General features: G+C 70.4%; 23 protein-coding genes. 11 read left to right on the forward strand and 12 right to left on the reverse strand.

What is annotated here, in order from left to right; translation table 11 throughout:
- Positions 1 to 13: 13 nt before the first annotated feature.
- On the forward strand, positions 14 to 1,099 hold the full coding sequence (locus LY40_RS04070) for an ATP-dependent DNA ligase (RefSeq protein ID WP_258935960.1): 1,086 nt from the start codon (positions 14 to 16) through the stop codon (positions 1,097 to 1,099).
- Positions 1,096 to 2,127, forward strand: coding sequence for a non-homologous end-joining DNA ligase (gene ligD, locus LY40_RS04075; RefSeq protein WP_183786292.1), 1,032 nt, complete (start codon positions 1,096 to 1,098; stop codon positions 2,125 to 2,127). Before LY40_RS04070 ends, ligD begins: the two co-directional genes overlap by 4 nt.
- A 27-nt stretch (positions 2,128 to 2,154) precedes the next feature.
- Here ligD and LY40_RS04080 read toward each other — a convergent pair whose 3' ends face one another.
- The 8 genes from LY40_RS04080 to LY40_RS04115 form a co-directional block, all read right to left on the reverse strand.
- On the reverse strand, positions 2,155 to 2,565 hold the full coding sequence (locus tag LY40_RS04080; protein ID WP_258935961.1) for a ChaB family protein: 411 nt from the start codon (positions 2,563 to 2,565) through the stop codon (positions 2,155 to 2,157).
- 194 nt (positions 2,566 to 2,759) lie between these two features.
- Positions 2,760 to 4,112 carry a phosphotransferase family protein gene (locus LY40_RS04085; protein WP_258935962.1) on the reverse strand — a complete coding sequence of 451 codons (1,353 nt, stop codon included), beginning with the start codon at positions 4,110 to 4,112 and terminating at the stop codon, positions 2,760 to 2,762.
- Complete coding sequence (locus LY40_RS04090) at positions 4,109 to 5,446, reverse strand: acyl-CoA dehydrogenase family protein (RefSeq protein ID WP_258935963.1); 1,338 nt, start codon at positions 5,444 to 5,446, stop codon at positions 4,109 to 4,111. Before LY40_RS04090 ends, LY40_RS04085 begins: the two co-directional genes overlap by 4 nt.
- 148 nt (positions 5,447 to 5,594) lie before the next feature.
- Complete coding sequence (locus LY40_RS04095) at positions 5,595 to 6,482, reverse strand: crotonase/enoyl-CoA hydratase family protein (protein ID WP_258935964.1); 888 nt, start codon at positions 6,480 to 6,482, stop codon at positions 5,595 to 5,597.
- On the reverse strand, positions 6,479 to 7,261 hold the full coding sequence (locus LY40_RS04100; RefSeq protein WP_183786297.1) for an enoyl-CoA hydratase/isomerase family protein: 783 nt from the start codon (positions 7,259 to 7,261) through the stop codon (positions 6,479 to 6,481). Before LY40_RS04100 ends, LY40_RS04095 begins: the two co-directional genes overlap by 4 nt.
- Positions 7,262 to 7,335: 74 nt before the next feature.
- Positions 7,336 to 8,430 carry an acyl-CoA dehydrogenase family protein gene (locus LY40_RS04105; RefSeq protein WP_258935965.1) on the reverse strand — a complete coding sequence of 365 codons (1,095 nt, stop codon included), beginning with the start codon at positions 8,428 to 8,430 and terminating at the stop codon, positions 7,336 to 7,338.
- A 7-nt stretch (positions 8,431 to 8,437) separates the two neighbouring features.
- On the reverse strand, positions 8,438 to 9,727 hold the full coding sequence (locus LY40_RS04110) for an acyl-CoA dehydrogenase family protein (RefSeq protein WP_258935966.1): 1,290 nt from the start codon (positions 9,725 to 9,727) through the stop codon (positions 8,438 to 8,440).
- A 49-nt stretch (positions 9,728 to 9,776) separates the two neighbouring features.
- Positions 9,777 to 11,312: an acyl-CoA synthetase gene (locus LY40_RS04115; protein ID WP_258935967.1), complete on the reverse strand. Its 1,536-nt coding sequence runs from the start codon at positions 11,310 to 11,312 to the stop codon at positions 9,777 to 9,779.
- A gap of 105 nt (positions 11,313 to 11,417) precedes the next feature.
- Between LY40_RS04115 and LY40_RS04120 the strand changes: the two genes are divergently transcribed.
- From LY40_RS04120 to LY40_RS04130, 3 genes are all read left to right on the forward strand, one after another.
- Positions 11,418 to 12,173 carry a TetR/AcrR family transcriptional regulator gene (locus tag LY40_RS04120; protein WP_183786300.1) on the forward strand — a complete coding sequence of 252 codons (756 nt, stop codon included), beginning with the start codon at positions 11,418 to 11,420 and terminating at the stop codon, positions 12,171 to 12,173.
- 178 nt (positions 12,174 to 12,351) lie between these two features.
- Complete coding sequence (locus LY40_RS04125; RefSeq protein ID WP_372497701.1) at positions 12,352 to 13,917, forward strand: long-chain-fatty-acid--CoA ligase; 1,566 nt, start codon at positions 12,352 to 12,354, stop codon at positions 13,915 to 13,917.
- 58 nt (positions 13,918 to 13,975) lie between these two features.
- On the forward strand, positions 13,976 to 14,737 hold the full coding sequence (locus tag LY40_RS04130; protein WP_183786430.1) for a tyrosine-protein phosphatase: 762 nt from the start codon (positions 13,976 to 13,978) through the stop codon (positions 14,735 to 14,737).
- A gap of 45 nt (positions 14,738 to 14,782) precedes the next feature.
- Here the strand turns inward: LY40_RS04130 and LY40_RS04135 are convergent, their stop codons facing one another.
- Positions 14,783 to 15,382: a class I SAM-dependent methyltransferase gene (locus tag LY40_RS04135; RefSeq protein ID WP_258935969.1), complete on the reverse strand. Its 600-nt coding sequence runs from the start codon at positions 15,380 to 15,382 to the stop codon at positions 14,783 to 14,785.
- Positions 15,383 to 15,442: 60 nt separating this feature from the next.
- Complete coding sequence (locus LY40_RS04140) at positions 15,443 to 16,192, reverse strand: vitamin K epoxide reductase family protein (protein WP_308216664.1); 750 nt, start codon at positions 16,190 to 16,192, stop codon at positions 15,443 to 15,445.
- 133 nt (positions 16,193 to 16,325) lie between these two features.
- Here LY40_RS04140 and LY40_RS04145 point away from each other — a divergent pair, with 133 nt between their 5' ends.
- Genes LY40_RS04145 through LY40_RS04155 form a run of 3 tightly spaced genes read left to right on the forward strand, consistent with a single transcriptional unit; the run spans position 16,326 to position 20,488 of the window.
- Positions 16,326 to 17,456, forward strand: coding sequence for an MBL fold metallo-hydrolase (locus LY40_RS04145; RefSeq protein WP_258935970.1), 1,131 nt, complete (start codon positions 16,326 to 16,328; stop codon positions 17,454 to 17,456).
- Positions 17,453 to 19,837, forward strand: a complete 2,385-nt coding sequence (locus LY40_RS04150; protein WP_183786303.1) for an acetyl-CoA acetyltransferase — start codon at positions 17,453 to 17,455, stop codon at positions 19,835 to 19,837. Before LY40_RS04145 ends, LY40_RS04150 begins: the two co-directional genes overlap by 4 nt.
- Before the next feature lie 33 nt (positions 19,838 to 19,870).
- Positions 19,871 to 20,488 (forward strand): TetR/AcrR family transcriptional regulator, encoded by a 618-nt coding sequence (locus LY40_RS04155; protein WP_183786304.1) that lies wholly within the window; start codon positions 19,871 to 19,873, stop codon positions 20,486 to 20,488.
- 373 nt (positions 20,489 to 20,861) lie between these two features.
- Here LY40_RS04155 and LY40_RS04160 read toward each other — a convergent pair whose 3' ends face one another.
- The gene (locus LY40_RS04160) at positions 20,862 to 21,086 is read right to left on the reverse strand and encodes a hypothetical protein (protein ID WP_258935971.1); all 225 of its coding nucleotides are present in this window, start codon (positions 21,084 to 21,086) and stop codon (positions 20,862 to 20,864) included.
- 608 nt (positions 21,087 to 21,694) lie between these two features.
- Positions 21,695 to 22,432, reverse strand: coding sequence for a GAP family protein (locus LY40_RS04165; protein ID WP_258935972.1), 738 nt, complete (start codon positions 22,430 to 22,432; stop codon positions 21,695 to 21,697).
- Between the two features lie 86 nt (positions 22,433 to 22,518).
- On the opposite strand from LY40_RS04165, the gene LY40_RS04170 reads away from it, so the two are divergent.
- The 3 genes from LY40_RS04170 to LY40_RS04180 all read left to right on the forward strand — a co-directional run bounded on the left by LY40_RS04170 (position 22,519) and on the right by LY40_RS04180 (position 24,648).
- Positions 22,519 to 23,127, forward strand: a complete 609-nt coding sequence (locus LY40_RS04170) for a TetR/AcrR family transcriptional regulator (RefSeq protein WP_258935973.1) — start codon at positions 22,519 to 22,521, stop codon at positions 23,125 to 23,127.
- A gap of 204 nt (positions 23,128 to 23,331) precedes the next feature.
- On the forward strand, positions 23,332 to 23,640 hold the full coding sequence (locus LY40_RS04175; protein ID WP_183786308.1) for a hypothetical protein: 309 nt from the start codon (positions 23,332 to 23,334) through the stop codon (positions 23,638 to 23,640).
- Between the two features lie 477 nt (positions 23,641 to 24,117).
- Entirely contained in the window at positions 24,118 to 24,648 is a 531-nt protein-coding gene (locus LY40_RS04180) for a glyoxalase superfamily protein (protein ID WP_258935974.1), read from the forward strand.
- The last annotated feature ends 8 nt before the right edge of the window (positions 24,649 to 24,656 follow it).

Genomic DNA, 24,656 nt, shown 5'->3' on the forward strand with positions numbered 1-24,656 from the left:
TACGATCGCTGGTGTGCAGCTGCCTGTGATGCCGCCGGTCCGGCCGATGCTCGCCACTCTCGTGCGCGAGCTTCCACGTGAGCCCGGTCTGCGCTACGAGCCCAAGTGGGACGGCTTCCGGTGCATCGTGTTCCGCGACGGCGACGAGATCGAACTCGGTTCCCGCAACGACCGCCCGCTGACCCGGTACTTTCCCGAGCTGGTCGCGCTGCTGGCCGAAGCGTTGCCGCCGCGCTGCGTCGTGGACGGGGAGATCGTCATCGTCGGCGAGTCCGGCCTGGATTTCGACGCGCTGCAACAACGCCTCCACCCGGCGGCTTCACGGGTGCGCAAGCTCGCGGCGGAGACGCCCGCGGGCTTCGTGGCGTTCGACCTGCTCGCGCTCGGCGACGAGGACCTGACCGGCGAGGCGTTCTCGCTGCGCCGTACGAGGCTCGAGGACATCCTCGACACCGCACCGGCCCGGGTGCACCTCACGCCGGTGACCGGCGATGCCGACATCGCCGAGGACTGGTTCACCCGGTTCGAAGGAGCAGGATTCGACGGGGTCATGGTCAAGGCCGCCGACGAGCCGTACCGGCAGGACAAGCGGACCATGCGCAAGGTCAAACACGAGCGCACGGCCGACTGCGTCGTGGCCGGATTCCGCTGGCACAAAGACGGCGAGGGCGTCGGCTCGTTGCTGTTGGGGCTCTACGACGAGGCGGGCACGCTGCACCACGTCGGCGTGGCGAGCAGCTTCACCGCGGCGCGCAGGCGCGAGCTGGCCGCCGAACTGGAACCGCTCCGCTCCGGCGCGCTGGACCGGCATCCGTGGCGCGACTGGGCGGACCCCGGGGCGCAGGCCGTCCACGGCGGCCGCATGCCGGGCGGGCAGAGCCGGTGGAGCGCGGGCAAGGATCTGTCCTGGGAGCCACTGCGCATCGAGCGGGTCGCCGAGGTGCGGTACGAACACCTCCAAGCGGGCCGGTTCCGGCACGGCGGCAGGCTGGTGCGGTTCCGGTCCGATCGGGACCCGGCCTCGTGCACCTACGCCCAGCTGGAGGAAGTGCCTCCCGCGGAGCTGACGGCGCTGTTCGACGAGGCGGCTCCGGCATGAGCCCGGCGGCGAAGGACTCGGTCACGCTCGAGGTGCCGGGACCGGACGGGCGCCGGACCGCGGTCGCGATTTCCAGTCCGGGCAAGGTGTTCTTCGCCGAACGCGGCGAGACGAAACTCGACCTGGCGCGCTACTACGAGGCCGTGGCCGGGCCGCTGCTGGCGACGCTCGGCGGCAGGCCGCTGCTGATGGAGCGCTATCCCAACGGCGCCGGCGGGAAATCGTGGTTCCAGAAACGCGTGCCGTCCTCGGTTCCGGACTGGCTCGCCACGACCGTCGTGGCGACGCCGAACGGCACGACCAGTGACGCACTCGTGGCCGCCGACCTGGCGCACGTGCTGTGGGCGGTGAACCTGGGCTGCCTGGGCTTCCACGTCTGGCCGTACCTCGCGGCGGCTCCCGAGGTGGCCGACGAGCTGCGGATCGATCTCGACCCCTCCCCCGGTGTGACGTTCGACCAGGTGCGTGAGGCGGCAGTACGGGCACGTGCGCTGCTGGACGAGCTCGGCATCGAGCCGGTCATCAAGACGACCGGCTCACGCGGACTGCACCTGTACGTGCGCCTCGAACCTCGATGGGACAGCTACGCCGTGCGCGCCGCCGCCGTCGCCCTCGCACGCGAGCTGGAACGGCGGCATCCGGACCTGATCACCGCGCAATGGTGGAAGGAGGAGCGGGGCACGCGCGTGTTCGTCGACTTCAACCAGAACGCGCCCCACAAGACGGTGTTCGGTGCCTGGTGCGTCCGTCCGGTCGCCGGCGCGCTCGTGTCGGCGCCGATCGCCTGGGACGAGCTGGCCGACGTCGATCCGCGCGAACTCACGATCGCCACCGTGCCCGGCCTGCTGGCCGAGCGCGGCGATCCGTGGGCGGGAATCGGCGAGCGGCCGCAGTCGCTCGAGCCGCTGCTGGAGATGTCGCGGCGGGACCTGGCGGCGGGGCTGATGGACGCGCCGTGGCCGCCGGTGTATCCGAAACAGCCCGGCGAACCCCCGCGGGTGGCGCCGAGCAGGGCGAAGAAGACCTGAGCCTGAGCGGGACGTCCCCGGCCGGGGTCAGTCCGACCGGTCGCGGGAACGGGCGGTGCGGAGCCGGCTCGCCCGCTGCAGCGCGTTGACGAGCTGCTGCTTGGTCATCGTGGCGCGGCCCCGGATGTCGAGTTCCTTGGCGCGTTCGTACAGGTGCCGTTTGGGTGCCCGCGTGTCGACACCGCCTGCGGTCGCGTACTGCTGCCGGCCCGCGCCTCCGCGCTCGGCCTGCGTGTCCGAGGGCCCGTGCCGGCGTTTGGCCTTCCAGCGGTCGCCGACCTTCTCGTAGCCGCGCTTCAGCGCGGCGAACGCCGTGCGGTGGGCGCGCGGCCCCTCGCCGTACTCCTCGACGGCCGAGTCGTGTGCCTTGATCCACGTACGCTGCGCCTTCTCGGACGATCGCCGCACCGTGCCGGGCAGCTCCCGACGTCCGGGCATGGCTCCACCTCCTCGCGACAGCTCCCTCACGACAGCTCCCTCACGACCGAGGCCCGGTGGCGGGTTCCCGGCGACGGAGTGCGTTCCGTCCGAGTGCTACCCGGCCCGCACGTGGGGAAACGTCACAGGTGCAGCCTCGGTCCACGTCACGCCCGGTCCACGTCACGGCCGGCCCCCGTCACCGCCGGTCCACGTCACGGCCGGTCGCGGTAACGGGGGTTCGCCACCGCGAGACGGTCGGCGACGTCCCGGCGGACGACGTCGAGCACCGACTCGTCGCCGGCGTCGAGGTCCCCGCGGCGGAGCGCGTCGGCCAAGGCGCGGGAGTCTGCCACGCCCAGTTCGGCCAGTCGCCGGTCGTGTCGCTGCTGCTGGGCGGCGCCGACGGCGAGTTCGCGCTGCACCATGCCGAGCGCATTGGCGGCCACCCTGGCGTGATAGTCGCCGTCGGCGCCGAGGTAGTCGCGTACGGCCTCGAGGAGTTCCGACGCCGTCGGCCTGCCGTGCAGGTCCGGCGCCTCGGGTGCGGTCACCGGATCGGGTTCGGCCGGTTCGATACCGAGGGCGAGCAGCAGGTCGTGTTCCTGTTCGCACACGCGCCGCCCCACCGTGGCGAGCTCGACCGAGCGCGCCTGCCCGGACAGATGCCGCCGCGCCTGCATCCCGCACATCACCGCCCACCTGGCCGTGCCGTACACCTCCCACCAGTGCAGCGTGCCGGCGTCGGGCCGGACCCCCGCGACCTCGGCGTAGCCGTCAAGCAGCTGCGCACGCGATCCGAAACCGCCGACCGGTTCGGGCGCGCCGAATCGCCACGCCTTGACGCACAGCCAGCCCAGGTCCTCCATCGGATCCCCGCGATGCGCCAGTTCCCAGTCCAGCACGGCGCGCAGCCCGTCGGGGCCGACGATGAGGTTGCCGTTGCGAAAGTCGCCGTGCACCAGCGTGTCCCCGGCCGGCCCGGGCCGGTGCCGATGCAGCCACCGCAGGGCGATCTCCACGGTCGGCAACGGTTCGTCGAGCGCGTCGTAGTGCTCGGTGAGCCACGCGAGCGGGTCCGGGGCCGGCAGCCCCGGGACCCGGTCGACAGGAATGCGGTGGATGCGCGCCAGAACCCGGCCCAGTTCGGCAGCCAATCCGGCACGCGCGTGCGCGTAGTCGTCGTCGCGCAACAGCCGCCGCGGGATCGTCTCCCCTTCGATATGGCGGCTGATCAGGTACGGCGCGCCAAGACCGGTGGCACCGTCGTCGGTGACCGGCTCGCCGTGGGTGCCGTGGTCGACGAGTTCGGGCACCGGAACGCCGTGCCGCAGGGCCGCGGGCAGCAGGGCGGCCTCCCGCGCGATCGTCTCGGGGTCCGGTTGCCCGGACGGGTCTCGGCGCAGCACGAGCCGCACCGGCTCGGCGCCGGGTCTGTTGGCCTCGAACGACCACGTCTCGCGGCTCGCACCCGCCGACAGCCGCCGCGGCTCGCCGACCGCCACCGCCTCGCCCCACAGGCCCCCGAGCCGGACCGCCAGTCGCGTGGCCAGATCCGCCGACGTCATACTCGCCTGCGCGGCCCGGCGTACCCGAACAGGTAGCCGGCGACCTTGCGCATCTGCACCTCCTCGGATCCCTCGGTGATGCGGTACCGCCGATGGTGGCGGTAGATGTGCTCGAACGGCAGGTGCCGCGTGTAGCCGAGGCCGCCGTGCACCTGCATCGCCCGGTCGGCGGCCTCGCACACGAGTCGGTTTGCCCGGTAGTTGCACATCGACACCTTGTCGCTGATCTCGCCGGCAGGCATCCGGTCGAGCTGCCACGCGGTCTTGTGGACCAGCGTGCGCACCAGTTCGGCGTCGGTCTCCAGTTCGACGAGCGGCCACTGGATCGCCTGCCGGGACGCGAGCGGCGCGCCGAACGCGACCCGTTCCCGCGCGTAGGCGACGCTGGCCTCGATGCAGTACCGGGCGGCGCCGACACTGGAGGCGGCCTGCCGGATGCGGTTCTCGTGCACGAAGTGCTGCGCCAGCGCGAGCCCCTGGCCGACCTCACCGAACACCGCGTCCTCGGGAACCCACACGTCGCGGAGCGTCACCTCGGCATGGTCGGTGGGCATGGTGAACGTCCACCAGTGGAAGTCGACCGAGAAGCCCGGCGTGTCCGTGGGGACGATGAAGGCCGTGATGCCCTCGGGCGAACCGTTCTCACCGGACGTCCGCGCGAAGATCACGTCGTGGGTCGCGGTGTGCAGGCCGGTGTTGAACCGCTTCCGTCCGTTCAGGATCCATCCCCCACCGGCTACGCCCTCATTGGTGGGGGGACCCCCAACCCCACCGGCTACGCCCTCATTGGTGGGGGGACCCCCAACCCCACCGGCTGCGCGGACCGCCGTCGTCTCGAGCCAGGTGGCGTCGCTGCCGTGGTCCGGTTCGGTCAGGCCGAACGCCATCCGCGTCCCGCCGGTGACGACCGATTCGACGAACCGCTCCCGCTGCATCTCGGTACCGAACTCCAGCAGCAGGTGCACCAGTGGGAAGTTCCCCACGACCGAGGCTTCGTTCTGCAGATCGTTATGCAGGCCCAGACCGGTGGCCGCGAGGTGCTCCCTGATGACGGCCATGTCCAGAGTGGACCCGCCGCTGCCGCCCGCCTCCTCCGGCAGGCCGTAGCGGAGCCAACCGGCCCTGTCGGCGCGGTGGGCGGCCTCGGCCAGCAGTTCCTCCCACTCGGGGTTGGGCGTCCCGCCACCGGCCAGATCGGTGCGGGCGAACTCACGGCGGTGATCGAAGAAGCGCTCGTTGTCGTCGCTGTGCTGCAGGGGCGCGATCTCCGTGGCGATGAACTCGTCGAGCTCGCCCAGAAGACGGTGCAGTCGCTCGGGCAACGCGAAATCCAATGGGGCTCCTTCGTATCCTCGGTGCCCGAGCGGCTCGGGAGCCGGGGGCGGTTCGTGTCGTCGGTGCCGGGGCGGCCGGTGCCCCGGTGCGAGCAGCCGCACCAAGGCGGCACGGGCAGGGCGAGCGGGTTGCCCGATTCCGCCGCGATCAGGCCGGGTCGGTGAAGGTGGGCGGGCGCGAGGACTGCTTCGCCCGCACGGCCTCGACCTGATTGGGGCTGCCGATGAGCCGGCCGATCGCGGCCTGTTCGGCGGCGAACCCCTCGGCCAGACCGGTGCGGCCCGCCAGATTCACCAGGTACTTGGCGTCGCGGACGGCATCGGGACTCTGCTCGGCGATCTCGCCGGCCAGTGCATGCGCCGCCGCGAGCGGATCGTCCTCGGTGCGGGTGACCAGGCCGAGCCGCGCTGCTTCCGCGGCCTCGACGACACGGCCGGTCAGCGTCAGCTCCATCGCCACGTCCCGGCCGACCAGCTCCGGCAGCACCTGGGTACCGGTCATGTCCGGCACGAGCGCCCAGGCGATCTCCATGACCGAGAGCCGCGTGTCCGGAGCGGCCAGGCGGATGTCCGCGCCCAGCGCGATCTGCAGGCCGCCGCCATAGGCGTGCCCGTGGAGTGCGGCGATCACGGGGACGGCGAGTTCGGTCCACACGTGGGCCGCCTGCTGGCCGAGTGACCGTGCCGGGCCGTCGGTGGACCGGGCCTCGTCGGGCCGCGTGTGCTCGCCGGTGGTCATCGCCTCGAACGCGGCGACGTCGAGGCCCGCACAGAACGACCGGCCATTGCCGGACAGCACGACCACGCGCACCGCGGGATCGGCCCGCAGCCGTTCACCCACCTGCACCAGGCCGGTGAACATCGCCGGGTCGAGTGCGTTGCGCTTGTCCGGCCGGTCGAGGCGAACGTCGGCGATCCCGTCGCGCACCGTGTACGACACTCGCGCCGCAGCCGCCGGATCATCGGCAGCGGCGCCGGCCGGTGACGCGTCGTGGGAAGCCCCGCCGTGGGCCGTCGAATCGCCACCCACCGTCACGGACCTCCCCATTCGCCGGTGAACTCGGGTTCGGTCTTGTTCCGGAACGCCTCGAACGCCGCGCGCGCATCGGTCGTGCCGAAGTTGACAGCCTGAGCGCGGGCCTCGCTCTCCAGTGCCTCCCGGAGTGTCGCGTCGGCGCCCTCGTTCAGCAGCGCCTTCGTCTGGGCGAGCGCGACGGGCGGGCCCGCGGCCAGCGTGGCCGCCGTCTCGGCGACGAACGCCGCCAGCTCGCCCGCGGGCTTGACCCACGTCACGAGACCGAGCCGCTCGGCCTCGTCGGCGCCGACGAAGTCAGCCAGCAACGCGATGCGTTTCGCCTGTTGCAGACCGACGAGCTTGGGCAGCAGCCACGAGCCGCCGAAGTCGAGGGACAGTCCGCGTTTGGCGAAGATCTGACTGAATCGCGCGCGGTCGGAGGCCGCGACCAGGTCGCAGCCGAGCGCCAGGTTCCAGCCCGCGCCGACGGCGACGCCGTCCACCTGCGCGATCGTCGGCGTATCCAGTTCGTGCAGCGTGATCGCCGTGCGGTTGACCAGGTGCATGCGCTGCAGCGGATGCAGTCCCGACTCCACCGACAGGTCGGCCCCGGCGCAGAAGTCGCCGCCAGCCCCGGTGAGCACGATCACCCGGGTCCGCTCGTCCGCGTCGGCCTCCCGCAACCGTTCGGCGAGCAACGGCCACGTATGGGTGTCGATCGCGTTCTTGCGGTGCGGGCGGTTCAGCGTGATCGTCGTGACGGCGTCGCTGCGGGACACCAGTACGGTCGGTTCGTCCACGGATTCCCTTTCGGTCCTGGATACTGCGGTGCGGACCGGCCGCCACTCTGCCGTGGGCGGCTCGGCCGCCGGTCTCAGATGGACAGTGCGTCGGCCAGCCGCGCCCGGTGTTCGGCCGGGGTGCCCAGTAGCAGCTCGGACGTCTTGGCGCGCTTGTAGTACAGGTGCGCGTCGTGTTCCCACGTGTAGCCGATCCCGCCGTGCAGTTGCAGGCCGGACGCCGCGGTGTCGAACGCGGCCGGGCCGAGCACGACCTGAGCCAGCGCCGCCGCCTCGGGCAGCGCCGCCGGATCGTGATCCGCGGTCCACGCCGCGTGCCACAGCACCGCTTCGGCCTGTTCACACGAGGCGTACAGGTCGGCGCACGCGTGTTTGACGGCCTGCTGCGAGCCGATGGGCCTGCCGAACTGCACCCGCACCTTCGCGTACTCGACCGTGTCGTCGAGCACCCGCCGCATCCCGCCGAGCTGTTCCGCGGCGAGGGCCACGGCGGCGCGCTGCCACACCGCCTCCAGCACCCCGGCGGGATCCGCGCACGGCACGTACCGCGCCGACGTCCGCGCGAACTCGGCCCGCGCCATCCGCCGTGTCGGGTCGAGCGTGCGCGAGGGGCGCCACGACACGGCTCCGCCGTCGACGACGAACCAACCGTGGTCGGCGTACACGAGGACGTGGTCGGCGAACGGACCGTCGACGACGAACGCCGCTTCCCCGGCGAGCCTCCAGTGGCCGCCGTCCCGCGCCGCCTGCACGCTGTCGGCCGCCGAGCCCCACCGGCCGCCCGCGTCGGCCACGGCCACCGCGACGGTCTGCTGTCCCGCTGCGATCTCCGGCAACAGGTCCTCGGCCAGTGTGTCGTCACCCAGTGCGATCGCCGCGTCGGTCGCCAGCACCGCGGAGGCCAGGTACGGCACCGGCGCCAGCGCGGCGCCCAGTTCGGCCAGTACGACGCAGCGGTCGACGTGCCCGGCACCCGCGCCGCCGGCGGCCTCGGGCACGAGCAACCCGGTCACGCCGAGCTCCGCCAGCTGTGTCCACAGTCGACGGTCGATACCGGCACCGTCGTCGGCCATGACCTCCCGGACCCGCTGCGGCGGGCAGTGGTCGGCCAGCAGGGCACGGACGCTGTCGGCCAGCCTGCGTTGTTCCTCGTCGAGTATCAGCCGCATCGCCGTGTCACCTCGCCTGGGTACCGACGCGCAGCTCGCGGAACGGCACGTCGCGGTCGACCTGGGGTTCCTTCGGCAGCCCCAGCACACGGTCACCGATGATGCCGCGCTGGATCTGGTTGGTGCCGCCCGCGATACTCGAGGCGGGCGTCGCGTTGATCGCCAGCGCGAGCGCGTCGCCGGACGGATCGCCGGGCTCCCACGCGATCGCGCGGGGGCCGACCACCAGACCCGCCACCCGCACCGCCTGCCACAGCACCTGCGCACCCGCGAGCTTCGCCACCGACCCGCGGGCGCCCGGCGCGAGACCGGCGTCGCTCTGCTGCCGCAGCCGGGCGTTCAGCAGCGCCAACTTCCGCTCAGCGGCGTAGAGCTCCGCGAGTTCGCCGCGAACGACCGGATCGCCGGCCACTCCGCGTGCGCGCGCCTCGTCGCGCAGACTGTCGAACGTCATCGGGTCGTAGCGGCGCCGCACCGAACCGCCGATCGACACGCGCTCGTGCCCGAGCATCGTCACGGCCGCGGCCCACCCGGCGTCGACCTCACCGATCACCGCGTCGGCCGGGATCCGCACGTCGTCGAAGTACACCTCGTTGAACGGTGCCGAGCCCGTCATGTCCCGCAACGGCCGCACGGTCACGCCGGGGGCGTGCATGTCGACGACGAACATCGTCAACCCCCGGTGTTTGGCCTCGTCCGGATTCGTGCGTGCCAGCAGGGCGCCGAAGTCGGCGTACTGCGCACCCGAGGTCCAGACCTTCTGGCCGGTCACGACCCAGTCGCCGGAACCGTCGCGGACGGCACGGGTCTGCAGGCTCGCCACGTCCGACCCGGCGCCGGGCTCGGAGAACAGCTGGCACCAGATCTCCTCACCGCGCAGCAACGGCGGCAGATACCGCACCTTCTGCTCGTGCGTGCCGAGGTCGACCAGGGTCGGCCCGCACATGCCCATGCTGATCAGGAACACGCCCGTCGGCAGGTCGTAGGCCGCCGCTTCCTCCTGGAAGATCTGCAGTTCGGCCGCCGTCAACCCCTGTCCGCCGTACTCGGCGGGCCAGGTCAGCCCCGCCAAGCCGGCGTCGAAGAGCGCCGCCTGGAACCGTTTGGCCGCCGCGAGCTGCTGCTCGGTCGGCGCACTCTCGCTGGCCTCGGGCACGTGATCGTCACCGCCCGGCGCGTGCTCGGCCAGCCAGCCGCGGACCCGCTCGCGGAACGCTGTCCCCCGCTGCCCCGTCCCCGAGTGCCCTGTCCCCTGCTGCCCTGTCATCGACGGTCCTGCCTTCGACGTCTCTGCCATCCCCGTCCCCGTGGTGCCCCGCCCTGCCGGCCCCGTCGCCCGCGCCCGGTCATCCCGCGACCGCGTAGCGCGCCGTGAGCTTGTGTTTGACCAGTTTGCCGGTGGGGGTGCGTGGTAGTTCGTCGACGAAGTCGACCGTCTGCGGCGCCTTGTAGTGCGCGATCCGCTCCCGGACGTAGGCGAGCAGTTCGTCGGCGAGCTCCGGCCCGGCGTCCACTGTGGACGATGGCTGCACGACCGCCTTCACCTGCTGCCCCATCTCCTCGTCCGGTACCCCGATGACGGCGACGTCGTAGACGGCGGGATGCAGCGTCAGCACGTCCTCGACCTCCTGCGGGTAGATGTTCACCCCACCCGAGATGATCATGAACGCCTTGCGGTCGGTGAGGTAGAGGTACCCCTCGGCGTCGACGTAGCCGACGTCGCCGCTCGTGGCCCAGTTCGGGTGGTCGGGATGCTGCGCGCCGCGGGTCTTGTCCGGCTCGTTGTGGTAGGTGAACGACACCTCGTCGCGTTCGAAGTAGACGGTGCCGATCTCCCCTGCGGGCAGCTCGGCGCCCTCGTCGTCGCAGATGCGGACGACGCCGAGTCCGGCGCGGCCGACCGATCCCGGACGTTCCAGCCATTCCTGCGGCGAGATGAACGTGATGCCGGCACCCTCGGTGGCGGCGTAGTACTCGTGGAGGATCGGTCCCCACCACTCGATCATCGCCTGCTTGACCTCGACCGGGCACGGCGCGGCGGCGTGGATCGCAACCCGGTGGCTGGACAGGTCGTACCGGCCGCGGGTCTCGTCGGGCAGTTTCAGCATGCGCACGAACATCGTCGGCACCCACTGGCTGTGCGTCACGCCGTACGTCTCGATCGCCCGCAGTGCCGCCTCCGGCTCGAACCTCTCCATCATCACGAGCGTCCCGCCGACCGCGTGCACGCACGCGCCGTACCGCAGCGGCGCCGCGTGGTACACCGGCGCGGGCGAGAGATAGGTGATGGTGTCGTCGAAGCCGTACATCAGTTGCACCAACGGCAGCAGCGGATTCCCCGGCTCGTCGATCTGCCGTTCGGGCAGGGTCACCTTGATGCCCTTCGGCCTGCCCGTCGTGCCCGACGAGTAGAGCAGGTCCGCACCCGCGGGCTGGTCGTCCGGCCGGGTGGGCGAGGCGGCGGCCAGCACGGCGTCGTAGTCGTCGTAGCCCGCCACGGCTCCGTCGTAGGCCAGCCGCAGGGGCACGTCGACCCGCTCGGCCACCTGCGCGGGCAGCTGCCCCAGCGGGGCCGACACGACGAGTGCCTTCGCCCCGGAATCGGACACGATGTAGGCGATCTCGTCGGCGGTGAGGTGGCTGTTGACGGCGGTGATGTAGAGACCGGAGCGCACGGCGGCCCAGTACACCTCGTAGGCGCGGAGCGAATTGTCACTGAGCAGCGCGACGGTGTCGCCGCTGCGGAATCCGGCAGCACGCAAGGCATTCGCCAGCCGGATCGAGCGGTCGTCGAGTTCGGCGTAGGTCAGGCGATCCCCGGAACCCGCCATGATCACGGCCGGCTTGTCCGGTTGGGTTGCGGCGAAGGTACCCGGATACATGACGGCTCCTCCTCGAACCGAGACGTTGCCGTGAGCCTGCCCTGTGGCACCGGTAGCAGTCAATGCCGACTGTTCCGCGACGGCGAGGGGGCTTACGCTGCGAACATGACCGATCGCGCGCGCCCTCCGGATGGAGGAACGACCGACGGCCCGGCACCCGCGGCGGCCTCCGGCCGCGGCACCGGATCGCTCGCGGCACGGCGCCGTCGCGAGGAACCGCGCCGCCGGGAGGAACCACGCAGCCGGGAAGAACGCAGCGCGGGCAGTCGTGAACTGATCCTCAACGCCGCGGTCGACTGTCTCGTCGACAGCGGTTACGCGGGTGCGTCCACACTCGCGATCCAGGCCAGGGCGGGCGTGTCGCGGGGACGGTTGCTGCACCATTTCCCCTCCCGCGACGGGCTGCTGGTGGCGGCGGCACAGCATCTGGCGAACCGCAGGCTCCGGGAGACCGAGATCCGCGTGTCCGACGCACTGGCGGGGCACCCCGACGGGCCGGAACGTGTCGACCGCTGTATCGAGCTGCTGTGGGCCACGTTCCACGAACCGCACTTCTGGGCGGCGGTGGAACTGTGGGCCGCCGCGCGTACCAACGAGGCACTCGCGAGCGCGTTGCGTCCCGCCGAACGACAGCTGCGCGAGTCCATCCGGGCGGTCACCGACCGGATCTGGGGCCCGTCGGTCCGCGAGCACCCGCGATACGACGAGCTGCGCGAACTGCTGTTCACCAGCATGCGCGGCGCCGCCCTGCCGTACGCCTTCGAATCCCGTGATCCGGCGACGGATCGTCACGTCGAGGTGTGGAAATCCGCCGCGCGGGCACTGCTGTACGGCGAACCAGGATTAACTCGACTGCCTTGACCGCGAGCGGCACGGCGGGCGACTATGGCGCCGGTCACACGGCCCGACCGGCGACACCGTGGGTGGCCGCCGACGACGGCCACTCCCGAGGATGGCGAGGTCAACGATGTCCGCACCCTCTGCAGTCACCCCCGATCCCCGCCGGTCCCCAGAGATCCCCCGCATGCTGGGCCGCGGCATGACGATGGGCGACCAGCTCGCCCGGCACTCCCGCACGATCGGCGACGAACCGGCGTTCGTCTTCGGCACCACGGTGCGCACCTACCGCGAACTCGACCAGCGGGTGAGCAGGCTCGCCAACGCCCTGCGCAACCGCGGCGTCGGGCAGGGCGACCGGATCGCCGTGCTGGGCCTGAACACGCTCGAAGTGGTCGAGGCCTTCTTCGCCGCCACGCGCGTCGGGGGCATCTGCGTGCCGGTCAACTTCCGCCTCGCGGCCGGGGAGATCGCCTACGTACTGGGCGACAGCGGCGCCGCGGCAGCCGTCGTCCACGCACCGCTGGCCGAGACCTACGCGCAGGCGGCGGCCGAACTCACCGATCCGCCGGTGTGCCTCGTCTACGGCGACGCGGCCGCGGCCGGATCCGTGCCCGGCGCCGACGAGTACGAACCGGCCCTCGGCGACGCGTCACCGGAGTTCGACGAGCTGCGCGTCGACGAGCACGACCCCGCGTTCATCATGTACACCTCCGGAACCACGGGGAAACCGAAAGGTGCGGTGCTGACGCACTTCAACCTCGTCATGCACGCGTTCAGCAACATGGCGACGATCGGCATCACCGGCGAGGACCGCGTGTGGATGGCCGCCGCTCCCCTGTTCCACATCGCGGGCATGTCCGGGATGCTGCCGACCCTGCTCATGGGCGGGCGCACCGTGCTGTCCCCGTCGGGCCGGTTCGACCCGGCGGGGATGCTGGACACGTTCGAACGCGAGCGTGTGTCGTCGGTGTTCCTCGTTCCCGCGCAGTGGCAGGCGATCGTCTCGGTGCCGGACATCGACCAGCGGGACCTGTCGTGCCTGAAGCAGATCTCCTGGGGTGCCGCACCGGCCTCGACGACGCTGCTGCGCACGATCATGGAGAAGTTCCCGCAGGCGGAGCTGTCGACCGCGTTCGGGCAGACCGAGTGCAGTCCGATCACCACGCTGCTGCGCGGCGAGGACTCGCTGCGCAAGATCGGCTCGGTGGGCACGCCGATGCTCAACGTCGAGGTGCGCGTGGTGGACGACGACATGAACGACGTCCCACGCGGCGAGGTCGGCGAGATCGTCTACCGCAGCCCGATGGTGATGAAGGAGTACTGGAACAAGCCCGTCGAGACGGCCGAGGTGTTCCGCGGCGGCTGGTTCCATTCCGGCGACCTGGTCCGGCAGGACGAGGACGGCTACTTCTACGTCGTCGACCGGAAGAAGGACATGATCATCTCCGGCGGGGAGAACATCTACTGTGCCGAGGTGGAGGACGTCCTGGCGGGCCACCCGAAGATCGCCGAGGTCGCGCTGATCGGCATGGCCGACGAGAAGTGGGGCGAGACACCGCTGGCCGTGCTCGCGCCGCACGAGAAGGGCGACCCGCCGACGGCCGCGGAGCTGGAGGAGTGGTGCACGCAGCGGCTGGCCCGCTACAAGCGGCCGCGGAAGCTGGCCGTCGTGTCCGCGCTGCCGCGCAATCCCAGCGGCAAGGTGCTCAAGACGACGCTGCGTGCGGACCGCGACTCCGGGGCGCTGCCGATCGAGGCGGTGTGAACGCCGCTCACGTTCTGGAAGACTGGCGGACGTGACGCATCTGGCGAACCCCGAAGGCATCCTCTGGCTCGAACTCGACGGCGCGGTCAACATCCGCGACGTCGGCGGCATCCCGACCACCGACGGCACGACGACCGCCCGCAACCGGTTGCTGCGGGCCGACAATCTGCAGGACCTGTCGGCGGCCGACCTCGGCCTGCTGGTGGACACGATCGGCCTCGACACGGTCGTCGACCTGCGCACCGCCCACGAGATCGACGCCGAGGGGCCGGCACCACTGCGTGCGTACTCGCGCGTGCGGCATGTCCACCATTCCCTCCTGCCGGACGGCGGCGACGACGCGTTGCTGGCCCGCAACCGGGCCGACGGCGACGCCGGACCGGACGGCGAACCCGACCGCGTCGTAGCGCACTACCTCGGCTACGTCGCCCACCGGCCGGACAGCATCGTCGGCGCACTGCGGGCGATCACGGACGCGCCGGGTGCCGCGCTGGTGCACTGTGCGGCCGGTAAGGACCGCACGGGCGTCGTCACGGCGTTCGCGCTGGAGATCGCCGGCGTCGACCGGGAGGCGATCGCCGCCGACTACGCGGCGACGGCGCACCGGATCGAGGCGATCATCGGCAGACTGCGCCGCTCGGAGACCTACCGCGAGGACATCGACCGCAAGACGATCGACGAGCACCGGCCCCGCGCCGAGTCGATGGAGCGGTTCCTGCGGGAGGTCGACGCCCGGCACGGCGGCGTGCGCCCGTACCTGCACACCCATGGTTTCGCACAGGCCGAGGTCGATCGGCTGCGCGCCAAGCTCCGCGACTGACCGGACCCGCCCCCGCACGGTCGCCGCGCCGCCTGTCAGCGCCTGTCAGCGCCTGTCCGCCGCTCGGCCGGGTGCGCGGGCGAGCAGCCGGGTCGTCGTGTCGGTCGCCTGTTCGGCCAGCACCGTGAATCCGCTGGGCAGGCGAGCCGACAGGCCGCCGTGCGGAATGCGGTACGGATGCGGGGCCGTCTCCTCGTCCTGCGGCTCGTCCTGCCGCAGCGCCTCCCAGGCGAGTACGCCGCCCGGCGCGACGGCGGACGCGCCGGCGGTGAAGGCCGCCTCGTCCCAGAATCGGGTGGCGAGCACGAGGGCCCACGGCCCGGCATGCGCCCCACCGGCGAGCACGGGCGCCGCGTCGGCCCACACGCAGTCGATGCACGAGTCCAGTCCACGTCGCACCGCCTCATCGCGCAGCTGGGCCAGTGCCACGTCGGAGACGTCGACGACGGTCACCGCGCGACCGTCCGCCGCCAGCGCGAGAGCACTCCCCGACCGGCCGCCCGCGAGTTCGAGCACCGGCCCACCGGGCAGGCCCGCAGCCCGCGCGTCCGCGACGAGCGGGTGCGGGGCGAAGTCGGGCCGCCGCGCGGCGTACCGCTCGTTCCACCGGATCCGGTCCGCTGCGGCGGGGTCGGCGTCACGCACGACCGGCCCCGTGCCACGGCCGGCCCCGGCACGGCGCCGGATCCAGAGCCGATCCCACGCTCACAGCAGGCCCGAGAAGTAGTCCCAGAACCGCTGCACGACCAGGAACACGACGAGCGCGAGCCACAGCGCCAGTCCCCACACGTGGTGACGCACCGGCCGCGCCGCGATGCCGGGCAGGTGTCCGGCGGCGACGTTGTGGGCCGTGGTGTACCAGAAGACGGGGATGGTCACCGCCCACACGACGAGGCAGTACGGGCACAGCGCTCCGATCTCGTACAAGCTCTGGGTGATCAGCCAGTGCACGAACCCGACGCCGAACAGCGTGCCCGCCTGCATGCCGAGCCAGAACCACCGCGGCAACCGTGCGCGGGCCAGCACGGCCACGCCGACCGTGACCACGACGGGGAACGCCACGAGGCCGACGAGCGGGTTGGGGAAGCCGAACGCGGCCGCTTGGTCGCTCTGCATCACCGAGGTGCACGACACCGTGGCATCGAGCGTGCAGCTCGGCCGGTAGTCCGGATTCTCCAGCAGCGCGAGTTTCTCGAGCGTCAACACGAACGCGGCCGCCAGGCCGAACAGTCCGCCGATCGTCAGCACCCAGCCGGTGACGGTCCGCAACCTGCCGTCGACGGGACCGGAGTGGCCGCCGGGCCCGTCGACCACGCCGGTCTCCTCGGCCTCGCCGGTCTCGTCGGCCGGATCGCTCTCGGCGCCGTCCACCTCGCCGGCCCGCCGGCCGCCGTCGTCGCTGTTGATGCCGGACATGCCCCCGGTCTCCCCTTTCTCGACCTCTGCTGCCCGCACGGTACGCACCGCCGGGTGCGCCGCGCGTGAAAGGGACGTGATCAAGCACTCGTTGAGCGGCGTCGACGCGGCGGGATACGTTCGGTGAGGCACTTATGGACGACGACCGTCTAGGAAAGCCGGTGAGTCAACGTTGACGGACCCGAGCCGACACAATCCACCCGAGGGCGTCACGGTCCTCGGCACTGCCCAGTGGACCGCGTGGCAGGAGCGCACGCTGCCGCCGGTCGAGCGGGTGGCCGGCGGGATCTGGTCGGTGCCGGTGCCGATTCCCCACAACCCGCTGCGCTACACGCTCAGCTACCTCGTCGAAGGCGACGGCGGGCTGCTCGTCGTCGACCCCGGCTGGGATTCGCAGGAGGGTTGGGACGCGCTGCGGGCCGGGCTCGCCGAAGCGGGTGCCGCGGCCGCCGACGTGACCGGCATCGTCGCCACCCACATCCACCCCGACCACCACGGCCTGTCCGCACGGCTCCGCGAGACTTCCGGCGCCTGGATCGCGATGCACCCCGCGGAGCGCGACACGCTGCCCCAGCGCATGTCCGGCGCCCTCGGCGCGCACGGCACGCTCACCGAGTGGCTGCGGAACCGGGGCGCGCCCGAGGGGGACGCCCACGAACTCGGCGGCCCGTTCGACGCGCGGGACCCGGCGGCCGCGGCGATGGCCGATCCGGATGTCCTGCTGGAGGACGGCGATCTCGTCCCGCTGGCGGGGCGGACGCTGCGCGCGGTGTGGACCCCGGGTCACACGCCAGGGCACCTGTGCCTGCAGGAGGTCGACGAGCGGTTGCTGCTGACCGGCGACCACCTGCTGCCGCGCATCACCCCGAACATCGGGCTGTACCCGGGCGGCACCGGTTCGCCGCTGGCGGACTTTCTCACCTCACTCGCGCGCACCAAGGACTTCGACGACCACGACGCGCTCCCGGCCCACGAGTATCGCTTCCGCGGACTCGGTGAGCGTGCCCGGCTGCTCGCCGACCACCACGAGCGCCGCTGCCAGGAGATCGTCGATGTGGTCGCCGACCTGGGCACCCCGACGCCGTGGCAGGTCGCGACGCACCTGACCTGGTCCCGCCCGTGGGACGAGGTCGGGCACATGCGGATCAGCGCCCTCGCCGAAACCGAATCGCACCTCGAGCACCTCGTCGGGCAAGGCAGGCTCACGTGGCACGGCGACCCCGGCAGCGGACCGGAGGCGCAGGCCGCGCGGATCCGGCTCGCCGCGTTTCCCACGTCGACCACCGCAAGGAGCACGACATGACCACCCCACGCAGCCTCGACGGTCTCGATCCCCGCACGCCCGTGCTGGTCGGCGTGGGCCAGTCCGCCGAACGCATCGACGACGCGGATTATCGCCGGCTCTCGGCGGTCGACCTGGCCGCAGAGGCGGCCCGTGCCGCGTTGGCCGACACGGGCGCGGACGCCGAAGCGGTGGCGGCGGCCGTCGACACCGCCGCCGCGATGCGCCAGTTCGAGCATTCGACTCCCGGTGCGTTCCCGCCGCTGGGGAGCTCGGACAACTATCCGCGGTCGGTCGCGGGGCGGGTCGGCGCCGATCCGCGGCGCGCGATCCTCGACGTCGTCGGCGGGCACGGTCCGCAGCATCTGGTCAACGAGTTCGCCGCCACGATCGCCGCGGGCGAGGCCGAGGTGGCGTTGCTGTTCGGTTCCGAGGCGATCTCGACCGCCCAGCATCTCGCGTCGGCGACGGACAAGCCCGACTTCACCGAACACGTCGGCGGACAGCTCGACGACCGTGGCCGCGGCCTGCAGGGCCTGATGACCCAGGAGCTCCTCGCGGCGGGCCTGGCCGACCCGGCGGGTCAGTACGCACTGTTCGAGAACGCCCGCCGCGGCAGGCTGAAAACCTCGCGCGAGGAGTACGCGCGCGCCATGGGCGAGCTGTTCGCCCCGTTCACGGCCGTCGCAGCGCGCAATCCGTACGCCGCGGCGCCGGTCGAACGCTCGGCCGCCGAACTGACGACGGTCACCGAGTCGAACCGGATGATCGCCGATCCGTATCCGCGCTACGTCGTCTCACGCGACAAGGTCAACCAGGGTGCGGCCGTGCTGATGATGTCGCTGTCGGCGGCGCAGCGGCTCGGGGTGCCGCGCGAGAAGTGGGTGTTCCTGCACGGCCAGGCGGATCTGCGCGAACACGCCCTCGTCGACCGGGCCGACCTCTCGTCGTATCCGGCGGCCGTCGCGGCCGTGCGGCACGCGCTCGAGGTCGCCGGCATCCGACTCGACGACGTGGCCGCGTTCGACCTCTACAGCTGCTTCCCCATCGCCGTGTTCGCGCTCTGCGACGGGCTCGGGATCGCGCCGGACGATCCGCGCGGGCTGACGCTCACCGGCGGACTGCCGTTCTTCGGCGGCGCGGGCAACAACTACTCGATGCACGCGATCGCCGAGGCCGTGACGCTGCTACGCGGCCGGCCCGGCGAGTACGGCCTCGTCGGCGCCAACGGCGGCATGCTCAGCAAGTACTCCGTCGGCGTGTACTCGACGACGCCCACGCCGTGGCGGCCCGACGACAGCGCGCGGCTGCAGTCCGAACTGGACGCCGCCGAGAAACCGGGCCACACGAGGTATGCCGACGGCTGGGCGACGATCGAGACGTTCACCGCCGTCCACGGCCGCTCCGGCCGGCCGAAGGGCGTTGTCGTGGGCCGGTTGGAGGCCGACGGCACGCGGTTCGTCGCGGGCACCGAGCGCGGCGACGACGAGCTGCTCGACCTGCTCACGACCGGCGACCCGGTGGGCACCCGCGTGTACGCACGCTCGTTCGGTTACGGCAACCGGGTCACGCTCACCGAGGAGCGGATGAACGAGTTCCACCCGCCCCGCACTCCCGCGCTGCGCGAGTCGTACGAGCACGTGCTCGTCCGTCGAGACGGGCACGTCCTCGAGGTCACGATCAACCGTCCGGAGGCGCGCAACAGCCTGCATCCGGACGCCAACACCGAGCTCGACGAGATCTTCGACGCCTACTTCGCCGATCCGGACCTGTGGGTCGCCATCCTGACGGGCGCCGGCGACAAGGCGTTCTCGGCGGGCAACGACCTGAGCTACACCGCGTCCGGCAACCTGCCGTGGGCGCCGAAGAACGGGTTCGCGGGCCTCACGCATCGCGAGCACCTGCCGAAGCCGGTGATCGCGGCCGTCAACGGGTACGCCATGGGCGGCGGCCTGGAGATCGCGATGGCGTGCCACGTCGTCGTCGCCGACGAGACCGCCCGGTTCGCGCTCAGCGAGGTCAAGGTCGGGCTCATCGCCGCGGCGGGCGGCCTCGTGCGGCTGCCGCGGACCATCCCGCCGAAGCTGGCCAACGAGATGATCCTGACCGGCAAACGTCTCGACGCCCACGAGGCGCAGCGCCACGGGCTCGTGAACCGCGTGGTCGACGCGGGCGGCGCCGTCGAGGGAGCCCGCGAGGTGGCCGCCGAGATCCTCGCCGGATCCCCGACGTCGGTACGCGCGTCGCTGCGGTTCATGGCCGAGACCGCGGGCATCGCGGACACGGTCGAGGCGGTGAACCACCCGTCGTCGGTGATGGACCATCTGCTGGTCGCCGAGGACACGATGGAGGGCATCGTGGCGTTCACCCAGAAACGGGAGCCGCAGTGGAAGAACCGCTGACCCCGCACCGGCCACACTGATCGGAACCCGCCGATGTCGGCACCTTCTGACCACGACCGCGCGCACGCCAGCACGGGCAGGCCACGCGATCCTGAGGTCGACCGCCGGATCGCACTGGCCGCCGTCGCCGTGTTCGGCGAGGCCGGCTGGGCGGGCTTCAGCGTCGAATCGGTCGCCCGGCAGGCGGGCGTCGGCAAAGCGTCGATCTACCTGCGCTGGGAGACGAAGGAACAGCTGCTGCTGGATGCGCTGGCCGCCCACGTAGCGCCGGTCGTCGACGCGGACACCGGTTCGCTGCGCGGTGATCTGACCGCACTGGCTCGGCAGCTGGTCGAGCTGTACGCGGGGCCGAGCAGGCAGGCCGCGCTGCGGATGATGCTCGAGGCACCGATGATCCCTGGCCTCGCCGAGCGCTGCGACCAGCTGCGGCAGGCGCAGGTGAAGGCGGCCCGCGCCATGGTGCGGCGCGGCATCCGGCGCGGGGACCTGCCCGACGACAGCTCGGTCACCCTGCTGCTCGACACGCTGTGCGGCGGGGTGATCGCGCACATCCTGTCGACCCCTCAGCATCTGGAGGAGGCCGTCCAGGCAGGGCTGGACGAGTTCACCGAGAATCTGGTCGGCTTTCTGCTCGGCTCGACCCGCACGTAGCGGCACGGGTCGGCGGCGGGACTGGGAAGCAGGGGTCGGCGAGGGAGCTGGGTCGATGCCTCGCCCAGCACATAGGACCGCTCCATCAGGTCGGTCATCGCCCACTGGACGTCGTAGCGCTGCCGCTGGCTCCGCGCTGCCACTGGCTCCACTCCGCGACCAGGTGGGCGAAGACCAGCCGCCGAGGCGGGCGAGAACCCTACCGCTCGGGAAGTGACTTCATGCACGAAAGCGCGGCCACGCCTCGGCATCCCGCTCGGGAAAGGTGTTCCGATCGAAACGTGTCATATCTTCGTTGTGAGCCAGGAAACCTGGCCACTCAAAAGTGGCACGCCTGTCTGTGCCGGCGGAGATCGTCAGTGTCCTCATCGGGTCAGTCGTCGGACCTTGCGGTTTTCCTTTGGCGCTGCTTCGCGTTCTTTCGTCCCAGCAGACTTACACCGACCAGCGCCACACCTGCAGCGGTTGCTCCTATTTGGACTGCGGTGAGACCAGCACCGTCGGCGAAGCGTGCCAAAAGCCCGAAGTCGTCGTTCCACAAACCACCGATTCCGTTGATCACCAGAACTATTCCGACGATCTCTATTGCTGCTCGCATCAGCTCTCACCTTTCGTTGACTGATTTTCGGCCCACCCCTGACTGCCGGTTACCGCCGGCTGGGCATGGGTCATGGGTGATATGCGCCTTGTGTGTCCGCGGGGTGTGGCTGCCCGGACATCGAGCTCGACGATGAGGCCTTGTGGCACCTCGACCTCGACCCGGGGGTCGCAGATCGACTCCGACGCGGGCGTCGCAGATCACTGTGCCGTGGCATCCGGCCTCGATCCCTGAGCGTCATTGTCGAGCTCCCATTTGAGCTTTCTGAACTCTGCTGAATGTGCGAACCAGCGGGTGACCGGATGTCCTCGCCATGGGTTGCGATGACACGAGTGCCAACTTCGTTCGTCCTGAGGCGCGGGTTTCGCCGGTGCAGGCGAAGGTCTTGGCGCCCGGAACTGAACTCGATACTTCTGTGGAACAGCCGGCCGAACCCAAGCGACGCGAGGGACACGGTGACGGAGAGAAGTAAGAACCTGCCAGCCGGTCGGCGTGGGAGGATGTGTGTCTCTTTTCATTGCCGCTCTCCGGACGTTCGGTGGGTTTCAGGAGCAAGGGACGGTTCCGGCCGAGGAGCGCGGCGACAGCTGATGGCGGCGCGTTGCTCATCAGCCGATCCATTCCAGCGCGGATACCGCCCGCAGGGCGAGGATCGCGCCCACGATGCCGATGATCCATGCGGTCGTGGAGTGCGCATGCTTGGTGAGCCAGTGATCGAGCCTGCTCAGCGGCCCCGCAAGCGCGGAGTGGGCGACGATACGTCCGAACGTCAGCACGAGCGCGGGGATGATCATGACGAAGCAGTACCCCGCCAACAGGGCAGCATCGCCGGGCCAGCCCGGCCCTTGGGTGGTGATGATTCCGATCGCCGCGAGATAGGGGATCATCGTCGCGACTTCCACCACGACCGCGGTGACCGCCAGTGCCATCAGGGCCGCTGCCGACCCGACTTTGACCGTGCCGTCGCCCATCGCCTTCGCCCGCCACCGCGAGATGCGTCCTTCACCGTTCGCTGCACGCTCAGCGGCCCGCGCCCTCGCGCCCTTGTTGTCCATCCGGATGCTGGCGACGAACAGGCCGAGTCCGACCGCGAGTTGGCCGATCAGGAATGCATCAGTCTCCCGCAGACCGTTGAACGTGTCGATCAGCGCAATGGCACCCACGAGCAGAGCCAGCCCGATGAGGAAGTAGGTCGCCGTCACGGCGAGCAGGAACAGCAGGACGCGCCCCACTCGCACCCGACCCGGTGTCATCAGCAGCCAGACCGGGATGAGCAAAGTGCCAAAACTCATGGAGTCGACCAAGGCGAGCACAACCAAGGTGCCCAGACTCATGGTGTCGGGCATGAGCACATGCCCTCACTTTCAGGTTGTAGTACGAGTGTGCTTCTATGTTTGACAGCAGCGTAGCACGACTGTGCTAGTATGTGTCCATGCCGCGGACGATGGACAGGGACGCACGTAAGGCCCAGCTCGCGGAGGCGGTGTGGCAGGTGATCCTCGATCAGGGCATTTCGGCGGTTTCAGTTCGTACGGTCGCCGAACATGCAGGCGTCGTCGTCGGTTCGCTCAGACATGTCTTCCCGACGCGCTCGGAACTCGTGCAATTCTCAGCCGAGCTCATGATGGAGCGCGTTACCGAACGACTCCTCACTGCTACGCCCCACGATGACTCACGCGAGTATGCGTTCGCGAAAATCAAGAACGTTCTCCCGCTCGACCCTGACACCCGAGCCGAGTACGAGGTCAATCTCGCACTCCTTGCGGAGCGGGCCGCCGTGCCAGGACTGCTGCAGGTACGCCTCGACGCACATCACCAGCTCGCCAAACTCTGCGTCCGCCTAGTCGAGATACTGACAGGACAGGCCGGAACTCCAGCTGTGACTTCACGGGCGCATCGACTTCACGCACTGGTCGACGGGCTCGCATTCCACCTGTTTCATCAGCCCGTTGACGGCGACACCACCTGGGCGCTCGACATCATCTGGAGCGAGGTGTCCACTATCGCCGCCGACGCGAATAGCGGCGAGATCTCGCACTGAGCCGACTATCGACGGTTCGCACTCCTGCCACGCGTCGCGAGCGGCCATTACTTCACATCGACCTACTTGACCCACTGGGGATTGCGGCCCTGGTGGCTTTTGTCGCCGAATCTTGTCGACACTTTCCAGTTCCATGATCTTCACATATGTATTAGACGTCCGCTAAACATGAGCGGTACCACATTCTCGAACAGAGGAGAAATTATGTCCGAGACCACAAAGCTCACCCCACACGCTTCGCTGCCCACGATCCCCGTTTCGCCCGACTGGTCCGCCGAAGGCCGCACGGTGCGCACAGTCCTCACGACGCACGCGTGGACCGCGCCGCCTCTCGAGCGCGGTGCACCCGCGCACGACCGCGCTTTCGCCGCACTCAGCGACCTCCGGGTCGACTACGCGCGCTTTCTCCCGTGGTTCTCGCACCAACACGTGTCCGTGGCGGCACTCGAAGAGCCGACGGATACGGCCACTGCTCGAAATCGCGCGGCAGATGCGCAGGGCTGGTGCAGGTGACGGTCCGATGTCCTGGATTGCCGGATGCCTGCGGCCTCAACCGCAAAGTCCTGAGTGGCCCCGGCTCATCGTCTCGGTCAACCTTGGACAAGGACGAAGCAGAAGAACGCGGCGCAGGAAGGGGCGCCGCCGTCCCACCACGCGACCGGCCGGTGACCTTGCCTGCGCGGGAACCCGCGAAGGCTTTGAAATCGGCATCCAGCTCCCGATGGATTCTCCTGCAAAGAGGTTTCGCGGCCGCCATCGGTACGATGACGGCCCGCAGCGGGGCGGCTCACTCACCGCTGGATGCTGGACATTCGTTTTTGGTACTCTGTTCGCAGGGCTACTCGATGGGCCTGCCGCCCGCGCCGAGAATCTCGGCTTGGTGAACACATCGAATGCATCTTCTGCCAGAGGTTCTCGTGACTGTCACGGTGCCCCGGACGGCAACGCGGGCACCGGCCACGCTGACGGCACCGAGATGGCGACGAACGTATGCACTTCACCCTGAACGACGCCAAAATGGCCGCGCGAACGCTGCGACGAAGTCTGGCCGCGACTGACGTCATCATCAGCCATAGCCGCGCGCTGGAGATCGTCTCGCAACAACTCGGCTTCACCGACTGGAACACCGCATCAGCGCACCTGTCCGCTGGATGCCCTGGTACGGGAGCACCGGTCCCGGTGCTGCGCATCCACGACGAAGCCCTGGCACGGGAGTTCTACCTGAACTATCTGGGCTTCAACGTCGAATGGGAACACCGCTTCGAGCCCGGGATGCCTTTGTACCTGCGAATACGCCGTGGCGAGACGATCCTCGACCTCTCCGAGCACCACGGTGACGGCACACCGGGAACCGTAGTCTGGGTACCCGTAGCCAACGCCGCCACCTTCCTGGCCGACATCTCCGGACGATCGCACCCACGCCTCAACCCCGGCATCGATCGCGACGCTCCCGGTGGGGCCACGATCGAGATCACCGACTCGGTCGGGAACGTCCTCCGCTTCTGCGAAACGCACGACTAACACGGAGG

The sequence above is a fragment of the Prauserella salsuginis genome, from assembly GCF_024648885.1.
Lineage (GTDB): Bacteria > Actinomycetota > Actinomycetes > Mycobacteriales > Pseudonocardiaceae > Prauserella > Prauserella salsuginis.